Here is a 16,088-nt window from a genome sequence, read left to right on the forward strand (position 1 = left end):
GAAACGTCATCTCCTCCTTCCAGGGTCCACCCGGTACGGGGTGAACGGAAGGGCCGACCGAGGGGCAGGTGGAGCCGTGCTGGACGCACTGCGGGCCGCGGCCGAGCACGACGAGCAGCTCGCCGCGTGGCTGAAAGGGCTCGACGACCCGGGCGCGCCGGTCGCCGACGTCGTCCTGCCGGAGACCGACGACCTGCCCGACGTCCTCCTCGACCTCGCCGTGCCGCACGAGGACATCAACGCGCTGCTCGGCCTGCGGGCGCGGATCCTCGGCGACCCGGACGCGCGGTGGCTCCTCGCCCGGTGCGTCGGCGCGCTGCTGCGGGACCTCGGCCGGCCCGAGACCGAGGTGCGGCTGCCTGTCCTGCCCGCCAGCCTCGGTGATCTCGGCAGCTGCTTCCACGTCTTCGTCTTCGTCGCCGCGCTGCCCGACGTGCGCGCCTACCACCGGCGCCACGGCATCCCCGACGACGTGTCCCGGCGCACCCTCGCCGACCTGGGGCGGCACATGGCCGTCCACCGTCGGCGCCACGGCACCCGGGGCGTGCCGGTGCCCGGCTGGCACGCGCTGCACTTCCGCGGTGAGCTCTACCAGTTGGGGCGGTTGCAGTTCCAGCGTGCGGTGCTCGGGGAGCGGATGGCGGCCGACGTCGCCGCGTCGGGGATCGGGGCCCGCGCCGGGGATCCGTGCCTGAGCGTGCACATCCCCGACTTCCTCGGGCCGATGTCCGACGCCGCGTGCGAGCGGTCCGTGGAGTGGGCCCGGGAGTTCTTTCCCCGGCACTTTCCCGGGGAGCGGCACGACGTGGTCGTCTGTCACTCGTGGCTGCTCGATCCGCAGTTGAAGCGGTATCTGCCGGGGGCGGCCAACATCGTGCGGTTCCAGGAGCGGTTTCGGCTCGCCGGGACGTATGCGGGGCAGGAGCCGGATGATCGGTTGCCGGTGGGGTTCGTGTTCGGGGACCGGGATCTGGAGGTGGCGACGTTGCCCCGGCGTACGCGGGTGGAGCGGGCCGTGGGGGATCATCTTCGGGGTGGGGGGCATTGGTACGAAGGCCATGGCTGGTTTCCGCTGGAGCGTCCCCAATCCCGCCCCTTCCCGTAACCAGGGGCGCTGCGCCCCCTGGACCCCAGCGCTCTCGCCGATGTCCCCTTCGGGTGGGACGGGCCGCCGCCGATCGGCCTGCGGCCTCGTCCTCAAACGCCGGACGGGCTGAAATTACGCCGACGTCGGGCTGAGAGTCCCGGGGTGGGCTAAGGGGTTTCAGGCTCGTCCCCGCGCGTCGGCGGTGTCGAAAGCGTGGGGCCCGTGCGGGAGTTGAGTGCCCGTAGGCGGTCCATGTCGCGGCGGTCGCGTTTGGTGGGGCGGCCCGTGCCGCGGTCGCGGATGCCCGCGGGGGCCACGGCCTCGCGCGGGGGCGGGGGCGGGCTGTTGTCCACGTAGCACTCGACGGCCACGGGGGCGCCGACCCGCTTGCGGATGAGGCGCTTGACGATCACGACGCGCTCGCGGCCGCCCGCCTGGCGTAGGCGGACCTCGTCGCCCTCCTTCACGCCGTGCGCGGGCTTCACGCGTTCGCCGTTGACCCGCACATGGCCGCCCTTGCAGGCCGCCCCGCCCGCCGAGCGGGTCTTGACCAGTCGTACGGACCAGATCCAGCTGTCGACGCGCACGGTGCCGCCGCCCGTGCCCGGTGAAGTCTCCGAAGCCATGTGTCGACCTTAGTGCGGCATCGGTGCGGGCGGCCCGGCTGATCGGCGAGCCGTCCGGAATCCGCGAGCCGCCGCACTCGATAATTCGGGCTATTCACGGCAAATCACTTATTCGTTCGCCCCTCAGATCGCAGAGGTGCTCCCATGACGCCCGAAGAGCTCGCCGGTACGGTCGACGGACTGATGGACGGCCTGCGCGCCGACCTCGTCCGGCTCGCCGAGATCCCTTCCATCGCCTTCCCAGGGTTCCCGGACGGACCGGTCCAGGAAGCGCACGACCTGGTCGCGGAGCTGCTGCGCGACGCCGGTGTGCCGCACGTCGAGCGCCTGGACCTGCCGGACACCGCGCCGGTCGTCTACGGCGAGATCCCGCCACCGGATCCCGGCGCCCCGACCGTGCTGCTCTACGGGCACTACGACGTCCAGCCGCCCGGCGACGAGAAGCTGTGGCGGTCGCCGCCCTTCGAGCCCACGCCCATCGACGGAGGCGAGCACGGCGACGGGCTGCGGGCGCGCGGCATCGCCGACGACAAGTCCAACGTCATCGCGCACATCGGGATGCTGCGGGCCTACGGCGGACGCCCGCCCGTCGGCGTCAAGATCGTCATCGAGGGCCAGGAGGAGTACGGCAGCGCCTTCGACGGCTATCCGCCCACCGACCCCGACCGCTTCGCCTGCGACGCCATGGTCATCGCCGACCTCGGCAACCTCCGCCCCGGCACCCCCACCCTCACCACCGGCCTGCGCGGCGCCGCCGAGGTCGTCGTCGAGGTGCGCACCCTGGACGAGCCGCGGCACAGCGGCGAGTTCGGCGGCGCCGCCCCCGACGCGCTGCTCGTGCTGCTCAAGGCGCTCGCCACGCTGCACGACGTGCACGGGGACGTCGCCGTCGAGGGGCTGCGGCGCGAGGAGTGGGCCGGGACCTCGTACACGGAAGAGGAGTTCCGGTCGCTCGCCGGGGTGCGCGAGGGGATGCCGCTCATCGGCAGCGGCGGGCTCGGCGAGCGGCTGTGGAGCGGGCCCGCGATCACCGTGATCGGCCTGGACGCGCCGGGCGTCGAGCACGCGGCGTCCGCGGTCGTGCCGTACGCCCGCGCCAAGCTGAACCTGCGCTTCCATCCCCGGCAGGACCCGGTCGAGGCACGCGGGCGGCTCGTCGACCATCTGCGCTCGCTGCGCCCCTTCGGCGTCCCGCTGACCGTCACCCCCGGCGACACCGGGCCCGGCTACGAGGCCGAGACCGGCGGCCCCGCCTACCGCGCCGCGCTCACCGCCCTGAAGGAGGCCTGGGGCAAGGAGGCCGCGTACGTGGCGACCGGCGGGTCCATCCCCCTCGTCAACGGGCTCGCGCAGGCGGCACCCGGTGCCGAGGTGCTGCTCTTCGGCGCGCAGGACAGCATGTGCAACCTGCACGCCCCCAACGAGCGCGTGCTGCTCTCGGAGCTGCGCGACACGGTGGTCGCGATGGGCGCGTTCGTACGGGAGTACGCGGCCGCCGCCCGCGGCGGCGACGGGAGCCGCGCGTGAGCACCACCACGACCGAGCCGGGCACCGAGGAGCCCGCGCCCAGGAGCAGGTTCACCTTCCCCAGCGCCCTCACCGTGCTCGCGATCGTCACCGTCGCCGTGTGGCTGCTCGCCTTCCTGGTGCCGCCGGGTGCCTACGACCGCAACGACAAGGGCGCGCCCGTCCAGGGCAGTTACCACCGCGTCCCCGACGACCAGTCCTTCGTCGACCGCCTGAACGACCTCTTCCTCGCCCCCGTCAACGGCCTGTACGGCGTGCAGGACACCGAGTCGGGCCAGGTCGGCCCGGACCTGACCGGTGAGCTGTACGGCAGCGCGGGCGTCTTCCTCTTCGTCCTCGCCATCGGCGCGTTCATCACCGTCGTCTTCGCCACCGGCGCCCTCGACCGGGGCATCGGACGGCTCGCCCACCGGCTGCGCGAACGCGGCGCCCTGCTCATCGCGGGCGTCATGGTGGTCTTCTCCGTCCTCGGCACCGTGGAAGGCTTCGCCGAGGAGACCCTGGGCTTCTACGGCCTGATCGTGCCGCTGATGCTCGCCCTCGGCTACGACCGGATGACCGCCGTCGGCGCCATCATCCTGGGCGCGGGCATCGGCGTGCTCTGCTCGACCGTCAACCCCTTCGCCACCGGCGTCGCCTCGTCCGCGGCGGACATCTCGCTCGGCGACGGCATCGTCCTGCGGTTCGCGATGTGGCTGGTGCTCACGGCCGTCACGGTCGCGTACGTCATCCGGTACGCCCGGCGCGTACAGAAGGACCCCGAGCGGTCCCTGAGCGGGTTCCTGCCGGGCGACCGGGACGGCGCCGCCGCCGAGCAGTCGGGGGAGGTGCCCGAGCTGACCGGGCTGCACAAGGCCATCCTGGTCGTGGTCGCCCTGGTCTTCGCGTTCATGATCTTCTCGGTGGTGCCGTGGTCCAGCGCCCTGACGGGCGACGCGGACGCCGATCCTTACGGCTTCGAACTCGGCTGGTCCTTCCCGCAGTTGGCCGCCCTGTTCCTGTGTGCGGCGGTCCTCGTGGGCCTCGTCGCGCGGATGGGCGAGCAGAAGCTCAGCTCCACGGTCATCCAGGGCGCGGCGGACTTCATCTCGCCCGCGCTCGTCATCGTGCTCGCGCGCGGCGTCACGGTCATCATGAACAACTCACGGATCACCGACACCGTGCTGCACTCGATCGAGGGCGTCGTGAAGGGCACGTCGTCGGCGCTCTTCGCCGTCATCGTCTTCCTCGTCAACCTGCCGCTGGCCTTCCTCATCCCCTCCACGTCCGGGCACGCCACCCTCGCCATGCCCATCCTCGCGCCCCTCGCCGACTTCGCCGGCGTCTCCCGGTCCGTCGTCGTCACCGCCTGGGCCGCGGCCAGCGGCTGGATGAACCTGTGGGTGCCGACGACCGCCGTCACCATCGGCGGGGTCGCCCTCGCCAAGGTCGGCTACGACAAGTACCTGCGGTTCGTATGGCCGTTGCTCGCCATCCTGTTCGTCCTCATCTGTGGCTTCGTGGCCGTGGGCGCGGCGGTGACCTGAGGGCGGTTACCGTGCCGGGATGAGTCTTTACCCGGAGATCGAGCCGTACGACCACGGCATGCTCGACGTCGGTGACGGCAACCGCGTGTACTGGGAGGTCTGCGGCAATCCGCTCGGCAAGCCCGCCGTGATGCTGCACGGCGGGCCCGGGTCCGGCTGCACCCCCGGATTCCGGCGCTACTTCGACCCTGACGCCTACCGCATCGTGCTGCTCGACCAGCGCGGCAGCGGGCGCTCCACGCCGCACGCGAGCGACCCCGCCACCGACATGTCCGTCAACACCACCAAGCACCTGCTCGCCGACCTCGAACTCCTGCGGCGGCACCTGCGCGTCGAGCGGTGGCTCGTCTGGGGCGTCTCCTGGGGGTCGGCGCTCGGCCTCCGCTACGCCCAGACCTACCCCGACCGGGTGTCCGAGCTCGTCCTCACCGGGCTCGCCACCGGGAGCCAGGCCGAGGTCGACCTGCTCACCCGGGGGCTCGGGCGGGTGTTCCCCGAGGCGTGGGCCGCCTTCCGGGACGGGGTGCCCGAGGCGGAGCGGGACGGCGACCTCGCCGGGGCCTACCTGCGGCTGCTGTCCTCGGGGGACGCGGAGGTGCGGGCCCGGGCCGCGCGGGCCTGGACCGACTGGGAGACCGCCTTCGCCATGGCCGCGCCGCGCTCCGTCGCCCGGTACGAGGACCCGGTGTTCCGGGCCGGGTTCGCCCGGACCGTCACCCACTACTTCGCCAACGGACACCGGCTGGGCGAGGACGGGGTGGTGCTGCGGGACGCGGGCGCCCTGCGGGGGATCCCCGGGGTGGTGGTCCAGGGCGCCCTCGACTTCGGGAATCTGCTGGGGGTGCCGTGGCGCCTGCAGCGGGGCTGGAGGGACGGGGAGTTGGTCGTGGTGGGGGACGTGGGGCACGACGCGAGGGCGGAGGGGATCGCCGCGGCGTTGGTGCGGGCCACGGACGGGTTCCGGTAAGGGCTCCCCCCGTGTGTGCCCGCCGTCGGGGTGATCTTCCGGGGGCGGGCGGCGGTTCGGGCGTTCCGGTGGGCACGTTCTGCGCAACGCGTCGGGGATCGCCGGCGCCTGGCGAGTGGAGCGGCCTGTGGTGCGCGGACGTCTGTCGCGGGGGCTTGTCGGTGGCGCCGCTCTGGTCGCGCTCGCCGTCTTCGGCGGGGTGGGGGCGGCGGCCGGCGCGGACGCCCGCGGGGTGCCGGGGGACGTGGAGTTCTGGGTGAACCCGGACACCGCGGCCGCGCGGCAGGTGGTCGAGTGGCGGCAGCGGGGGCGGATCGCCGACGCCTGGTTCATGGGCCGCATCGCCGGGCGGGCCCAGGCCGAGTGGCTGTACGAGGACACCGCCGCGAACGCGGACGGCACGGGCGGCACCCGGGACGTGGTGCGGGGGTACGTCGAGAAGGCCACCGCCGCCGGGCGTACCGCCGTGCTCGTCGCCTACTTCGTGCCGCACCGCGACTGCGGGGACTACTCGGCGGGGGGCGCCCGCGACGCCGCGCACTACCGCGCGTGGATCGACGCCTTCGCCGACGGCATCGGCACGCACGCCGCGTACGTCGTCGTCGAACCGGACGCCGTCGCCCAGGAGGTCGCCGGGTGCGAGGGCGCCGACGCCACCGAGCGGTACGCGCTGCTCGCCCACGCCGTCGCCAGGCTGGGGCAGCAGCCCGGCGCCAAGGTCTATCTCGACGCGGGCAACGCGAGCTGGATCCCCCAGGAGAGCCGCCTTGTCGAACCGCTGCGCCAGGCCGGTGTCGACCAGGCCGACGGCTTCGCGCTGAACGTCTCCAACTACCGCACCACCGAGGAGAGCACGGCCTACGGCCATCGCCTCGCCCGCGCCCTCGGCGGCGGCAAGCACTTCGTCATCGACACCAGCCGCAACGGCAACGGGCCCTACACAGGGGACGACAAGGCGTGGTGCAATCCGCCGGGACGCGCCCTCGGCACCCCGCCCACCACCCGCACCGGCGACCCCGCCGTCGACGCCTACCTGTGGATCAAACGTCCGGGCGAGTCGGACGGCACCTGCCGGGGCGGTCCCGCCGCCGGGACATGGTGGCCGGAGTACGCCCTCGGGCTGGCCGTGCGGGCGCGCGGCGCGCACCCGGTGACTCTCGCGCCTCCCGGGGACTCCGGTGTGCGGGACGTGCCCGGTGCTCAGGGGCGCCAGACGTAGCGGACGTCCGGCTCCCGCTCCTCGTTGTCCGCGCCGTCCGTCCAGGCGTCCGCCGTGAAGCCGTGGCGTTCGTAGAAGCGGTGCGCGGGCTCGTTGACCTGGAAGGTGTGGAGGCAGAGTCCGGTGGGGGCCTGCTCCTTGGCCAGGGCGACGAAGCGGTCGCCGATGCCCCGGCCGCGCCACTCGGGCGCCAGGTACAGCTGGCTCAGGTCCGTCGGTGCGGGACCTCGTTCCGGTGCGGGGGCCGGGCCCGGTTCGGGGGCCTGAAGGACCATCATGCCCACGACCTCGCCCGCCGCCTCCGCCACCCAGGTGCCGCCCCGGCCCACCACCACGTACCGGAAGAAGTCCCGGACCTCGTTGTCGGAGTGGGCGCGGCGCACCGTCGGCAGCGCGGCGTCGTACGAGCGCAGGTACACGTCGGCCACGGCCCGCGCGTCCGCCTCGGTGGCGGGGCGCAGGGTGACGGCGGCGGGGTGGCTCACGCGTCCGGCCCGGCGGGCACGACGGCCGTGACGGTGATCTCCACCAGCTGGCCCGGATAGCCGAGGACGGTCACGCCGAGGAGCGTCGAGGTGTGCGGGCGGTCGCTGAGCAGCTCGGAGGCGCGGACCACGTCCCACACCCGCGACAGCGCCTCGGGCTCGTCCCCGACGACGTACACCGTGCTCGCCACCACCTGCGACAGGTCGCTGCCGACGGCGCGCAGGGCCTCGTCGAGATTGGCGATGACCTGGTGCGCCTGGCCGACCGGGTCGTCCTCGCCGATGAGGTTGCCGTCGGGGTCCAGGGGGACGGAACCGGCCATGAACGCCAGGCGCGTACCGGCTTCCACCACGGCCGCGTGGGCGTATCCGGGGGGCGGGAAGAGGCTGGGGACGACGGTTCGCTGGACGGGGGCGGCGGGGCCGGTGGGAGCGGCGGGGGTGGAGTCGGAGGTCATGGGGGCATCGTGCGGTGTCGGGCGGGGTGGGCGCATCCGGATTTCCGGGCGCCCGCCCCGGGGACGGTGACCGTGCCGGACTCAGCGCACCTGCGCCGGTGAACTGGCCCCCGGCACCCGGAGTTTCGGGGTGCCTGTGCCGTCCGCCCGTACCGTCCAGATGTCCTGCTTGCGGCCCTCGCGGCCCGGCAGCGCGTACGCCAGCGTGTCGTCGTCCAGCCACGCCGCCTGGTCGTCGACGCTGTGGCGTTCGGCGAGGGGGTGCTCGCGCAGGGTGCGCAGGTCGAGGACGTACAGGCGCCAGGGGTTCTTGGTGCCGCCGCGGACCCGCTTCTTGAAGGCGATGCGGGTGTTGTCGGGGGAGAGGGACGGGCACTCCACGTTCTCGCGCAGGGCGCGGGCCGTCCACTTCCGCATGTCGCCCTGGACCAGGTACGTCTTGCCCTTCGTCGAGACGGTGGCGTAGAAGCGGTTGTCGTCGCGGGCGAAGGTGACGCCCCAGTAGTTGACGTCGGGGGAGTGGTAGCGGCGTCCTTCGAGGGTGAGTGGGATCTCCTCCATGTTCTTGACCAGGTAGCCGGTGCGGGTGTCCAGGATCGAGGTGCGGGTGGAGAAGGACGAGCTGCCGCCCGCGTACGAGTCGCCGGTGGTGAACATCGTCCACGACAGCATCCGGCCGGACGCCGAGACCCGCGCCCGGTTCGGGATGCCGGTGAGCGCCACGCGCCGCTTCTCGCGCAGCCGCTCGTCGAGGACCACGGCGTACGACTTCGGCGGGATGCCGGGGCGGCGCAGCAGGCACAGGGCGGTGCCCCCGGCGGCGTAGAAGCGTTCGCACGAAGGGCCATTGGGCGTGCGCGGGCCGGTGCCGGACGCGGGGAGGCGGGCGACGCGGCCCGCTCCCGCCTGCGTCGAGCGGAAGTAGAGGTGGCCGGGGTCGAGGGCGAACTCCGAGCTGGAGGCGATCGGTTCGGCCCGGTGGACGGCGCGCACGGTGTACGTGACGGCCACGGCGGCGAGCAGGGCGGCGGCCGCCACGACGGAGACGACGCGCAGACGGGTGGACGCCTCGGGCGGGGTGAGGGTCATGGGGTGCCTTCCGGTGGTGCGTGCGGCTCTTCGAGGGGCGGTGCTTTCTCCGACGTGACCTCCGTCGACCGCAGCAGCGCCGCCCCGCCCGCGAGCGCCACCGTCAGCGCGAGCGCCGCGCACGTCAGGGCCGCGCCGATGCCCCACAGGGTCCAGGCCGCGCCGAACCCTGCAGCCGCGAGCAGCCGGCTGAGCGCCTGGCCCGTCTGGAGCACCGCCATGCCGCTCGCCCGCCGTCCCTCCGGCAGGCACGGCGTGGCCAGGGCCATCAGGACGCCGTCGGTCGCCGCGTAGAACACGCCGAGCGCGAGCAGCACCCCGACGAGCAGCGTCCGGCCGCCGGTGGGCAGGAGCAGCAGCACGTACGCGGCGAGCAGCGCGCCGTGCCCCGCGAGGAACGGGCCGCGCCGCCCGACGCGGTCGGCGAGCCGTCCCACCGGCACGGCGAGCAGCAGATACACCGCCGCCGTACCGAGCGGAAGCAGCGGGAACCAGCTCTCCGCGAAGTCCAGGCGCCGCTGCAGCAGCAGATAGAGGAAGGCGTCCCCGACGGTCGCCGCGCCGAGCAGCGCGGCGGCCGCGCAGACGCGGCGGAAGGCGGGGACGCGCAGGAGCGTGAGCGCCTTGCGGGGGCGGGACGCCCGTGCCGCGGCGGGCGCGGCGGGCAGCGCCCCCCGGCCCGGCACGAACGCCACCAGGAGCAGCACCCCGAAGAGCCCGAAGCAGAAGCTGACGACGAACACCGCGTCGTACGCGTCCGCCGTCACCCACAGCAGCGCGAACGCCGCGAGCGGGCCGAGCAGCGCCCCCGTCGTGTCCATCGCCCGGTGCACGCCGAACGCCCGGCCGAGCCCGTCCGGCGGGCTGCTCAGCGAGATCAGCGCGTCCCGTGGCGCCGTCCGCACGCCCTTGCCGAGGCGGTCCGCGGCGATCGCCGCCCCGATCCCGGCCGTGGCGCCGCCCGCGAGCAGCAGCCCGAGCCGGGACAGCGCGGACAGCAGATAGCCGGAGCCCGCGACGAGCTTGTGCCGCCCGCCGCGGTCGGCCGCGTACCCGCCGAGGAGCCGTACGAACGCCGTGGCGCCGTTGTAGAGACCGTCGAGGAAACCGAACGCCAGCGGTGACAGGCCGAGGCCGAGGACGAAGTACAGCGGGAGGATCGCCGCGACCATCTCCGAGGAGATGTCGGTGACGAGGCTGACGGCGCCGAGCGCGAGGACGGGTCCGGTGACGCGCCCGCGCCCCTGGCGCCCCCTGCCCTTCGTGGCGTTGTCGCCCTCGCCCTTCTTCTTGTCCTTGGCCGTGGCGACCGCGTCCGTGGTGGCCAGATACATGTGCGCGACACCCCGGCCGGGTCAGCGGCAGCTGTAGGACGGGCTGGTGTCCTTTGTCGACCCGTCGGTGCCGATCAGCTTCCAGGAGAAGCCCGTGTCGGTGAAGTCGAGTTTCACGACGCCGTAGGTGTCGGTGATCCGCTTCTGGCTGTTGGGCTGGACCTCCTCGATCTTGTACGGGTTCGCTCCGCCCGTACCGGCGAGGATCTCCACGATGCCGCCCGAGTCGGCGGAGCCGTTCGCCTTCTGCGGCGCGAACCGCTCGTAGTGGTGGTCGTGGCCCCCGAGGACCAGCTCCGCCTTCGCCTCGTCGAGCAGCTTCCAGACCGGCTTGCCGACCGGGTTGTTGCCGTGCTCGCCGGAGGAGAACAGCGGGTGGTGCCAGTACGCGGCCACGCACTTCTTGGAGTTCGCGGCCAGGTCCTTCTTCAGCCAGTTGATCTGCGAGCTGCTGTCGAAGCTGTTGGAGTCCAGGGCGATGAAGTGCCAGTTGCCCTGGTCGTAGCTGTAGTAGCTCTTGCCGTCGGGGTAGGCGACCGAGCCGAAGTAGGACTTGTAGCCCTTGAGCGGGCCCGCCGGGTCGTATGTCTCGTGGTTGCCCGGCACGGGCTTGGTCTTGTCCTTGAAGGCGCCCCAGGTGGTCGCGTAGTACTTCTGGAAGTCCTTCAGGCGCGCGTCGTCGTACTGGTTGTCGCCCATCGTCATCACGAACTGCGGGTTGAGCTGCTTGACGAGCGCGGCCGTCTTCGGGTGCGCGCAGTCGCTGTCGCTCTTGGTGCACTGCTCGGCGATGTCGCCCACGGCCACGGCCGAGAAGGCGGCCCGCGGGGTCGCGGCGGCGTCGGCCTCGTCGGCCGGCGACCACAGGAGCACGCCGCCGACCACGGCGAGGGCGGTGGCCGCGGCGGCCGGGACGATCCAACGGGCCTTGGGCGTACGGGAGTTGGGGTTGGGGGTGGGGTCGGAGCTGGGGGTGGTGGTGGCTCGGGGGGTGAGCGGCATGTCCGTCTCCTGATCGCGTGGGGGGTGGCGCGTGGGGGTGCGGGAGATCCGTCTGGTGTTGCTGTCCCAGGAATGGTGGCGAGGGGGCATGTGCGCGTCAAGATTGCTGACCAATAATTGTTAGGAAAGTTTCCTACCGGCGGTGCGGAGGTCGCGTGGAGGCCGGGTCGGGGCCGCGCCGGGCGTGTGGGCGGACTCGGCGCCGGGGCGGGGTGCGGGGTCGCCTTAGGGTGGCGGTGGGAGCTGAGTGGTGCGTGAGTCATGGGTGAGGTGGTGGCGGTGACGGCTGGGGGTGTCGGGGTTGCCTCGCCCGTCGGCGGCGGTCCGGTCGACGAGGGTGCCGCCCTCGCCGCACTTGTGCGTACCTGCGCCGTCGTCTTTCTGCCTGCCGAGGTGCCCCGTGACGGTGTGCTCGCGTGGTGGCGGCCGGACGGCGGGGAGCCGCCCGAGGTGCCTGGTGCGGGAGGCGCGGGGACGTGGGGGCGGGGGGAGCTGACCGTCGTACGGCGTCATGGCGCCGGGGTGCGCAGGCGCGTCGTGCCCGCGCTGTTCGCGCCGGTGGGGGAGGGTGTGGGGGTGTTGCTGGGGGGTGCCGAGGGCGGGGCGGCTCACGCTCCTGCCCGCACCCGTGTCCGCGCCGACGCCCACGGCCGTCACACCGCCTCCGCGCACCCCGCCGCCGCGTGCTGGGGTGCCGCCGCCCGGCACGCCCTGCACCTCGCCGCCCGGGGCAAGCTGCTGCCCGGCCTGACCGACGCCGACACGGACGCCTGGCGGGCCGGGCCCCTCGCCGCCGAGGACGTCGCGCACCTGCGGGCCGTCGCCGCCGCCATGCCCCCGGAAGCGCACGCCGCGCCCCTGCCCGGCACCCGGGCACCGCTGCTGCTGCCAGAGCCGTATGCGCTGGTCAGGGCCTTCGTGGACGCCGTCGTCGACGTCCTGCCGCGCACCCCGGCCGCCGCGTACGCCGTCGGCGCGCCCTTCGCCGCCCACGCCCCGCAGGTGCTGCCCCGGGCGCGCGAGTGGGCGGCGGAGGTGGCGGCCGGGCAGGACGCGGGGGTGCGGGTGTCGCTGCGGGTGGATCTGCGGGCGCACGACTTGTTCGACGGGGAGGGGGACGGTGCCGGGGCCGGGGTCGATGCGGCTGGGGCGGGCGAGGGTGCGGGGGCCGGTGCGGCCTGGGGTGGGGGTGCCGGTGTGGCCGGGGGTGCCGATGCGGCCGGGGGTGCCGGGGTCGGTGCGGGCGTGGCCGGGGCGGCCGGGGGCGTCGGGGCGGCTCACGGGGCCGGGGGCCGTGCCGGAGTCACCGCCGGGGCCGCTGCCGCCGTGCTCCAGGTGCACAGCCTCGCCGACCCCACCCTCGTCGTCGACGCCGCGCGGCTCTGGGAGGGCGCCGAGCACTTCGGGCCGCGCGCCAAGGCCCAGACGCTGCTCGCGGTGCGCCGGGCCGCCCGGGTCTGGGCGCCGCTCGGGCGCCTCGTCGACCGGCCGCGCCCCGACGTGCTCCCGCTCACCGAGCCCGAGCTGTACGACCTCCTGGGCGCCACCGCGACCCGGCTCGGCGCGGCCGGGGTCGACGTGCACTGGCCGCGGGAGCTGTCGCGCGAGCTGACCGCGACGGCCGTGGTGCGGCCCGCGCCGGGCACCGCCGCCGACAACTTCGACTTCTTCAAGACCGAGCAACTCCTCGAATTCCGCTGGCAGTTGGCGCTCGGCCCGGACCGGGGCGGGGCCGAGGGCGCCGACGGCGCGGAGGGCGGATCGCCGCTCACCGAGGCCGAGATGGACGCGCTCGCCGAGGCCCACCGCCCCATCGTGCGGCTGCGCGACCAGTGGGTCCTCGTCGACCCCGATCTCGTCCGCAAGGCCCGCAAGCGCGACCTGGGCCTGCTCGACCCCGTCGACGCCCTCACGGTCGCGCTCACCGGCGCCGCCGACGTCGACGGCGTACGCGTCCCGGCCGTACCCACCGGCGCCCTCGCCCACCTGCGCGAACGCCTCACCGGTGAGCCGCACCCGGTCCCGCAGCCGCCCGCGCTCAAGGCCACCCTGCGCGACTACCAGCTCCGCGGCCTCGCCTGGCTCGACCGCATGACCGCCCTCGGCCTCGGCGGCTGCCTCGCCGACGACATGGGGCTCGGCAAGACCGTCACCCTCATCGCCCTGCACCTGCACCGGGCGCGCCCCGAGCCGACCCTCGTCGTCTGCCCCACCTCCCTGCTCGGCAACTGGCAGCGCGAGATCGAGCGCTTCGCGCCGCACGTCCCCGTACGCCGCTTCCACGGCACCGGCCGCAGCCTCGACGGCGTCCCCGACGGTGCCATCGTCCTCACCACGTACGGCACGATGCGCACCAGCGCCGCCGAACTCGCCGCCCGCGACTGGGACCTGGTCGTCGCCGACGAGGCGCAGCACGTGAAGAACCCGCACGCGGCCACGGCCCGGGCGCTGCGCACGATCCCCGCCGCGGCGCGGGTCGCCCTCACCGGCACGCCCGTCGAGAACAACCTCTCCGAGCTGTGGGCCCTCCTCGACTGGACCACCCCCGGGCTGCTCGGCCCGCTCAAGGCGTTCCGCGCCCGGCACGCCCGCCTCGCCGAGACCGGCGGCTCGCCCGAGAGCGACGAGGCCGTGGCCCGGCTGGCCCGCCTGGTCCGCCCCTTCCTCCTGCGCCGCAAGAAGTCCGACCCGGGCATCGCCCCCGAACTGCCCCCGAAGACGGAGACCGACCACCCGGCGCCCCTCACCCGTGAACAGACCGCGCTCTACCAGGCGGTGGTGCGCGAGACGCTCGCCCGCATCGAGGCCGCCGACGGCATCGCCCGCCGCGGCCTGGTCATGAAGCTGCTCATGGCCCTCAAGCAGATCTGCAACCACCCCGCGCAGTACCTGAAGGACGGTGCGGCGCGCACGGGTGCGGGCGCCTCCCGTACCGGCGCGGGGCGCTCCCGCTCCGGCAAGCTCGACCTGCTCGACGAACTCCTCGACACGATCCTGTCCGAGGACGCGTCGGTGCTCGTCTTCACCCAGTACGTGGAGATGGCCCGCCTCCTTCAGTCCCACCTCGGCGCGCGCGGCGTACCCACCCAACTCCTGCACGGCGGTACGCCGGTGGCCGCGCGCGAGACGATGGTGGACCGCTTCCAGGCGGGCGAGGTCCCCGTCTTCCTCCTCTCCCTCAAGGCGGCGGGCACCGGTCTGAACCTGACCCGCGCAAGCCATGTCGTGCACTACGACCGCTGGTGGAACCCCGCCGTCGAGGACCAGGCCACCGACCGCGCGTACCGCATCGGCCAGACCCAGCCCGTCCAGGTCCACCGCCTCATCACCGAGGGCACGGTCGAGGACCGCGTCGCCGAACTCCTCGCCGCCAAGCAGGCCCTGGCGGACGCGGTACTCGGCGACGGCGGCGAGGCGGCCCTCACAGAGCTGTCGGACGCGGAGCTGTCGGAGCTCGTGGCGCTGCGGAGGGTGCGATGAGCTCCGCTCCGGGCGACGGCGCCCACTCCCCGATGTTCCCCGGCGTCGGCGGCGGCGCCCGCTCCCGGGTCTTCCCCGCCCTCCCGCCGCGCACCGACCCCGACGCCCCCTTCGCCTCGACGTGGTGGGGCAACGCGTGGATCGCCGCCCTGGAGGCTTCGGCCCTCGACCCGGCCCGCCTGGCCCGTGGCCGCACGTACGCCCGCGAGGGCCACGTCGACACGATCACCGTCGAGCCGGGCCGCATCCGCGCGTACGTCCACGGCAGCCGCCCCCGCCCCTACCGTGCCGAACTCCGCATGCGCACCCTCACCCCCACCGACTGGGACCGCCTCCTCGACGCGGCCGTCGCCGACCCCGCCCACCTCACGGCCCTCCTCACCCGCGACATGCCCCAGGCCCTCGCGACCACCGCCGACCACACCGGCGTCCCCCTCCTCCCCGGCCACGGCGATCTCGTCCCCACCTGCACCTGCCCCGACCGCGGCCACCCCTGCAAACACGCCGCGGCCCTCACCTACCAGACGGCCCGCATCCTGGACGCCGACCCCTTCGTCCTGCTCCTCGTACGGGGCGCCGAGGAGACGCGTGTACTGGACGAACTCGCCCGCCGCAACGCGCACTTCGCGGCCCGGGAGGCCGGGCCGCGCGCTGGGGCGGTCGACCGGGGGGAGGTCTCGGCGCTGCCGGACGGGGAGACGCCGGAGCCCCGGGCCACGTCCGACGACGGCTTCGGTTCGGTGGCTGGGGTGGGGGATGGGTTCGGGTCGGTGGTTGGGGTGGGCGATGCCTACGGCTTGGCGGCTGGGGTGGGCGATGGTTTCGGTTCGGCGGCCGGGGCGGGTGACGCCTTCGATCCGGCGGTTGGGGCGGGTGACGCCTTGCGCGCGCCGACGTCCGCCCAGGGGGACGCCGCCCGCCCGTCGGACGCGGCGCGAAGGGCCATCCGGTCGGCTGCCCGGGTGGGGGAGGGGGCTCGTCCGGGACCGGGAGGGGGCGACGGCGTTCGTCCAGCGGCTGTGGCAGGGGGCGTTGCTCGCCCGGCTGGTGCGCCGGGGGACGTCGTCCGTCCGTCGGACGCGGTGCGGGCGGCTGTTCGGGACGCCAGGGCGGGGGATGACGTTCGCTCCATGCCCGACGAGGGTGACGCCACTGCCTCGACGCCCGCAGCGGGTGGCGCCATCCGCCCGTCGGACGCCGCACGGAAGGCTGTCCGGGGCACCACGGCTGGGAACGCCCTTCGCCCGGTGGCCGCCGCCGACACCGCCGCCGACACCGACCCCACGAC

At 74.2% G+C, this 16,088-nt stretch carries 13 protein-coding genes; 7 read left to right on the forward strand and 6 right to left on the reverse strand.

All coding sequences use genetic code 11. The annotated features are described in order from the left end of the window. The first annotated feature begins 76 nt into the window (after nucleotides 1-76). Nucleotides 77-1,105 carry an acyltransferase domain-containing protein gene (locus OO63_RS32255; protein ID WP_033264669.1) on the forward strand — a complete coding sequence of 343 codons (1,029 nt, stop codon included), beginning with the start codon at nucleotides 77-79 and terminating at the stop codon, nucleotides 1,103-1,105. Between the two features lie 149 nt (nucleotides 1,106-1,254). Here OO63_RS32255 and OO63_RS32260 read toward each other — a convergent pair whose 3' ends face one another. Further along, nucleotides 1,255-1,713, reverse strand: a complete 459-nt coding sequence (locus tag OO63_RS32260) for an RNA-binding S4 domain-containing protein (RefSeq protein WP_051811387.1) — start codon at nucleotides 1,711-1,713, stop codon at nucleotides 1,255-1,257. 144 nt (nucleotides 1,714-1,857) lie between these two features. Between OO63_RS32260 and OO63_RS32265 the strand changes: the two genes are divergently transcribed. From OO63_RS32265 to OO63_RS32280, 4 genes are all read left to right on the forward strand, one after another. Further along, a complete protein-coding gene (locus OO63_RS32265; protein WP_030362933.1) occupies nucleotides 1,858-3,240 on the forward strand; it encodes a M20/M25/M40 family metallo-hydrolase in 1,383 nt (460 codons plus the stop codon). Then, entirely contained in the window at nucleotides 3,237-4,766 is a 1,530-nt protein-coding gene (locus OO63_RS32270) for a YfcC family protein (protein WP_030362934.1), read from the forward strand. Before OO63_RS32265 ends, OO63_RS32270 begins: the two co-directional genes overlap by 4 nt. A gap of 19 nt (nucleotides 4,767-4,785) precedes the next feature. Beyond that, nucleotides 4,786-5,733 (forward strand): prolyl aminopeptidase, encoded by a 948-nt coding sequence (gene pip, locus OO63_RS32275; RefSeq protein ID WP_030362935.1) that lies wholly within the window; start codon nucleotides 4,786-4,788, stop codon nucleotides 5,731-5,733. A 130-nt stretch (nucleotides 5,734-5,863) separates the two neighbouring features. Next, nucleotides 5,864-6,952 (forward strand): glycoside hydrolase family 6 protein, encoded by a 1,089-nt coding sequence (locus tag OO63_RS32280; protein ID WP_397622231.1) that lies wholly within the window; start codon nucleotides 5,864-5,866, stop codon nucleotides 6,950-6,952. Here the strand turns inward: OO63_RS32280 and OO63_RS32285 are convergent. The 5 genes from OO63_RS32285 to OO63_RS32305 all read right to left on the reverse strand — a co-directional run bounded on the left by OO63_RS32285 (nucleotide 6,934) and on the right by OO63_RS32305 (nucleotide 11,320). Further along, nucleotides 6,934-7,437, reverse strand: a complete 504-nt coding sequence (locus tag OO63_RS32285) for a GNAT family N-acetyltransferase (protein ID WP_030362937.1) — start codon at nucleotides 7,435-7,437, stop codon at nucleotides 6,934-6,936. The genes OO63_RS32280 and OO63_RS32285 overlap by 19 nt on opposite strands. Continuing rightward, nucleotides 7,434-7,895: a RidA family protein gene (locus OO63_RS32290; RefSeq protein ID WP_051811388.1), complete on the reverse strand. Its 462-nt coding sequence runs from the start codon at nucleotides 7,893-7,895 to the stop codon at nucleotides 7,434-7,436. Before OO63_RS32290 ends, OO63_RS32285 begins: the two co-directional genes overlap by 4 nt. 81 nt (nucleotides 7,896-7,976) lie before the next feature. After that, nucleotides 7,977-8,984: a TolB family protein gene (locus OO63_RS32295; RefSeq protein ID WP_030362939.1), complete on the reverse strand. Its 1,008-nt coding sequence runs from the start codon at nucleotides 8,982-8,984 to the stop codon at nucleotides 7,977-7,979. Beyond that, nucleotides 8,981-10,318, reverse strand: coding sequence for an MFS transporter (locus OO63_RS32300; protein ID WP_051811389.1), 1,338 nt, complete (start codon nucleotides 10,316-10,318; stop codon nucleotides 8,981-8,983). Before OO63_RS32300 ends, OO63_RS32295 begins: the two co-directional genes overlap by 4 nt. 21 nt (nucleotides 10,319-10,339) lie before the next feature. Beyond that, entirely contained in the window at nucleotides 10,340-11,320 is a 981-nt protein-coding gene (locus tag OO63_RS32305; protein WP_030362941.1) for a metallophosphoesterase family protein, read from the reverse strand. A gap of 261 nt (nucleotides 11,321-11,581) precedes the next feature. Here OO63_RS32305 and OO63_RS32310 point away from each other — a divergent pair, with 261 nt between their 5' ends. Beyond that, nucleotides 11,582-14,800 (forward strand): DEAD/DEAH box helicase, encoded by a 3,219-nt coding sequence (locus tag OO63_RS32310; protein ID WP_078619497.1) that lies wholly within the window; start codon nucleotides 11,582-11,584, stop codon nucleotides 14,798-14,800. Then, nucleotides 14,797-16,088: SWIM zinc finger family protein (locus OO63_RS47105; RefSeq protein WP_428835935.1), on the forward strand; the 1,292-nt coding region annotated here is incomplete at its 3' end. The genes OO63_RS32310 and OO63_RS47105, both read left to right, overlap by 4 nt.

The organism is Streptomyces alboflavus, from assembly GCF_000716675.1.
GTDB lineage: Bacteria > Actinomycetota > Actinomycetes > Streptomycetales > Streptomycetaceae > Streptomyces > Streptomyces alboflavus.